The organism is Bradyrhizobium sp. LeoA1Lang, from assembly GCF_055413685.1.
Window position 1 is genome coordinate 1 of sequence record NZ_JBVAPG010000336.1, and the last position, 3,432, is coordinate 3,432.

The window sequence follows — 3,432 nt, forward strand, 5'->3', positions numbered from 1 at the left end:
CCGCGTGCTTGCGATGCCAGCCGGTCACCGCGCAAAGCTCGTCGAGTATGCGCCCCTTATCTGCCCGCCCTGCCGATCGATAGCGCTCTACCACCGCCGCCGTGAGCTCGCGCCGAGCACCCATGCTCATCCGTCCTGCCATCGGTGACACCGATCCGATTCGGTGTCGCCGTCCCAATCCTGACGGTCAGTTCTCCGGTAACATTCTTGATGAGGCAATGCGCTCTGTCGCAATTTTGGTGCAGCTCCGACTATTCAGCGCCGATTAGTCTGCCCTGAAGCAGATCGATTTTCCCGCGACCATACATCTGACGTCTGACAAGCTTGAGGCGCGTGATCTGACCTTCAGTCTGTCCGTTCGACCAAGGCGAGGTAATAGCCGCCCTTACCGCCGCTTCATCCCTGACGACGCCGCTCGCGAACGAGGCGACGAGACTGGCGCGGGCGCGCTCGATCCATGAGGTGAGCCCTTCCTCAGCTTTGCGCCGGATCATCCCGTGGAATTCGGCGATGATGTCGCGGGCCTCGATCAACACCGGTACGCCAGCTTCGATCGCCGCGATCGTGACGGTCTCAGCTTTCGTCAGCAAGTCCTCCATCAGATGCCACCGATCTTCGGCTATGGACACGCCGGGAAACCGTTCCGCACGATGGACACAGACCAACGCTTCCCGACGCCCGAACCGTAATAACGGCCTTATCACCTTCGAAGTACGCACTCTCTACAACAAATCCACTCGGCACCAAATTGGAGCGCAGGAGTGCTTGCTGCATGACGCTGATTCTCCCCAATCAAAGCGCCAGACATCCCTCAAACTGCATCAAAAGTGAGTCAGAGCCAATTTTGCATGCCGAATGACATGTTGCGCTGACGCGACGTCCTCACGGGCGCGGAAATGACCCCTCAGGAACAGGCAAATGCAGACCTGATGCTTACGATCCTGCGATCGTGGCTTGCTGCAGAACCTCTATCATCCGGAAATCGAGTTTCACTGGCAGCCAGGTCTGCCGTATGGCGGCTTCTTTACTGGAGCGACCATTCCGAAAATGCAGGAGAGGTTTGCATCCATTTGGTTTCCGCTGCAGCCTACCGAAGAGCGTCGCCGCATGGATGCTCGCGTGATTGCGACCAGCACCACTGGACGGGTGATCGTCAACTACGTGTGGAAATGCTTGAGCCCGGATGGAGTGGCGTTCGAGACCGAGACGCTCGCCGACTATGCCATCGAAAAGGAGCAGCTGCGTCGCGCTCAGATGTTTTTATTATGATCTGTTCGGGCTGATGAAGTTTCTGACCATTGCGGCATCGGCTGAAGAATTCAAGAGATGACACGCTCACCTCATTGGCTCACGAGCCAGCGACTGCTCTTTCAGGCCCCGATTGGTTCGATCGCAAGTCCTGATCTCGCGGTCGCGGTATGCAACGCGGGTAGCATTGGTCAGATTGCCGGGACGTGGCGATCGACTGAGGAGTTACGCATCGCCATTAGAACCATCAGGGAGCGCACGACAGCGCCATTTGGCGTCAACTTCGTTCTCGGCTTTCCTTTTGAAGACCAGTTGGCGGTGGCGCTCGCCAAAGGAGTCCCCATTATCTCTTTCCTTTGGGGCGATGCGTCTCGCTATGTTGAGCAGGTGAAGGCGGCAGGTGCGGTCGCCATCCAAGTTGTAGGCAGTACGGAAGACGCGCAGATCGCCGAGGCGGCAGGCTTTGATCTGATCGTCGCGCAGGGCCATGAGGCCGGGGGTCACATTCGCGGTCAGCTCGGCACGTTCGTACTAATCCCACCAGTGCGTGACGCCGTTGGAATTCCAGTCATTGCCGCCGGCGGCACGATTGTGTTGAAGAAGTCCGCGAAGTGATAATTCAGGTTCGGAGAACGCGCTGGGCGCACGGGTGGTTGATTGTGCCTAAGCGTGCTGGAGCGTCGGCAGCGGGATCAGCTTTGCGAGCTTACGTAAATTCTGCGCTGTGGCAGCGAGGAGGAACTCGTCGCGAGCGCCCAAGAGACCTCTTAGCCTGAGCCGGTCGAGGCGGAGAATGCGCTTGAGATGGGCAAAGAGCATCTCGATTTTCTTCCGTTCGCGCCGAGATCTGACATAGGCATCAGTTCTGGCGATCTCGCGCGCCACGTCTCGAGCCTTTTCATGGATTGAACGCGGGACCTTGCGGGAGGGCATCTTCGGACAACACCGCGACTTCAGTTCGCAGTCATCGCAAACATGTTTGCTGGCCCGGTACAGCAGTGTCGCTCCATCATTCACCAAGGTCCCGGTGGAGGCCAGCACTTTGCCAGCCGGGCAGATGTAGACGTCGCTTTGCTGATCATAGGCGAAGTCGTCGCGCGAGAACGTGCCGTCGGTACGGGCCGATTTGTCGAATGCCGAAATGTGCGGTTCGATCGCCTTGCTCGTCGACCAGCCAGCCCAGCATCTCTACCGTTCCATAGGCACTGTCGGCGACAACACGTTCGCAACAGAGCTCAAGGCGCTCTTCACTGCGCTCGATCATTGTGCGCGCCGCCCCGACCTCGGCCTGTCGGATGGCGCGCGTCGCCTCGACATCCATGATAATCGCTGCCTTCAGGTCGATGAGGTAGTTGTTGGCGTAGGCGAAGAAGGCATGCCCCTTGTGAGCGCCTGTCCATTGCGCGGCCGGGTCCGACTTAGAGGTGAACTTTGGTACCGTGTCACTCGCCGCGCCCCAAGCGGCCTCATCCAGGGTGTCGAAGTACTCTCGAACAGAGCGGCGCGTTCGGGCATAGCTCCCATAACATCGTCAGACCCGGCAACTGCGCGCTGCTTGTTGGTTGGCGGCAATCGAGCTTGCATCGACTGCAAAAGCTGCTCCTTCTGCCATGCAGCGCTGGACCACGGTCTCGAACAGCTTTCGCAACAGATCGCAGCCGCGGAAGCGGCCATGCCTGTTTTTGGAGAACGTCAAGTGGTCCGGCACCTCGCCGTCCAACCTGAGCCGACAGAACCAGCGGTAAGCAAGGTTCAGGTGCACGTCTTCGCACAACCGCCGTTCGGAACGTGTCATTCGGCATGCAAAATTTGCGAGCCGATTGACACATTGCTGGGCTCATCGCTTCTGGCAGCTCAGGGCCCGCCTACAACATGAAGCGCGTGATGACGATCGTGGGCGTAGGCGGATTGCTGGAAGCGATGCGGGCGTGAGGCCGGCAGCGCCTATATGAAGCTCCTGGTTGCCACTGAGATGAGAGGTCGGTTCCATCCAATCAGAAGTTCGGCGGCCGCGAAATGCGCCGGTGCGCCCCAAGTTGCGCGATTTTCACACGGCCTGGGCCCAGGCCGTGTGAAAACTGTGCCTCTGCTATTATTCTCCAGTGAATCGGCGGGGGACGAGCGATGGCGGGATTCGTAGAGGGGGTTGATCGCGGACAGAGCACGTTGTTCCCTGCACTGCTC

2 protein-coding genes and 2 pseudogenes are annotated in these 3,432 nt (G+C 59.0%); 2 read left to right on the plus strand and 2 right to left on the minus strand.

The features are described from left to right. Positions 1–251: 251 nt before the first annotated feature. Positions 252–593: pseudogene (locus tag ACZYOF_RS42995) on the minus strand (transposase); the annotation flags it as partial. A 361-nt stretch (positions 594–954) separates the two neighbouring features. Here ACZYOF_RS42995 and ACZYOF_RS43000 point away from each other — a divergent pair. Further along, entirely contained in the window at positions 955–1,269 is a 315-nt protein-coding gene (locus ACZYOF_RS43000) for a hypothetical protein (protein ID WP_028168829.1), read from the plus strand. Positions 1,270–1,326: 57 nt separating this feature from the next. Then, entirely contained in the window at positions 1,327–1,863 is a 537-nt protein-coding gene (locus ACZYOF_RS43005) for an NAD(P)H-dependent flavin oxidoreductase (protein WP_051397281.1), read from the plus strand. Between the two features lie 48 nt (positions 1,864–1,911). Here ACZYOF_RS43005 and ACZYOF_RS43010 read toward each other — a convergent pair. Further along, positions 1,912–3,049: pseudogene (locus tag ACZYOF_RS43010) on the minus strand (transposase); the annotation flags it as partial. Positions 3,050–3,432: the final 383 nt, after the last annotated feature.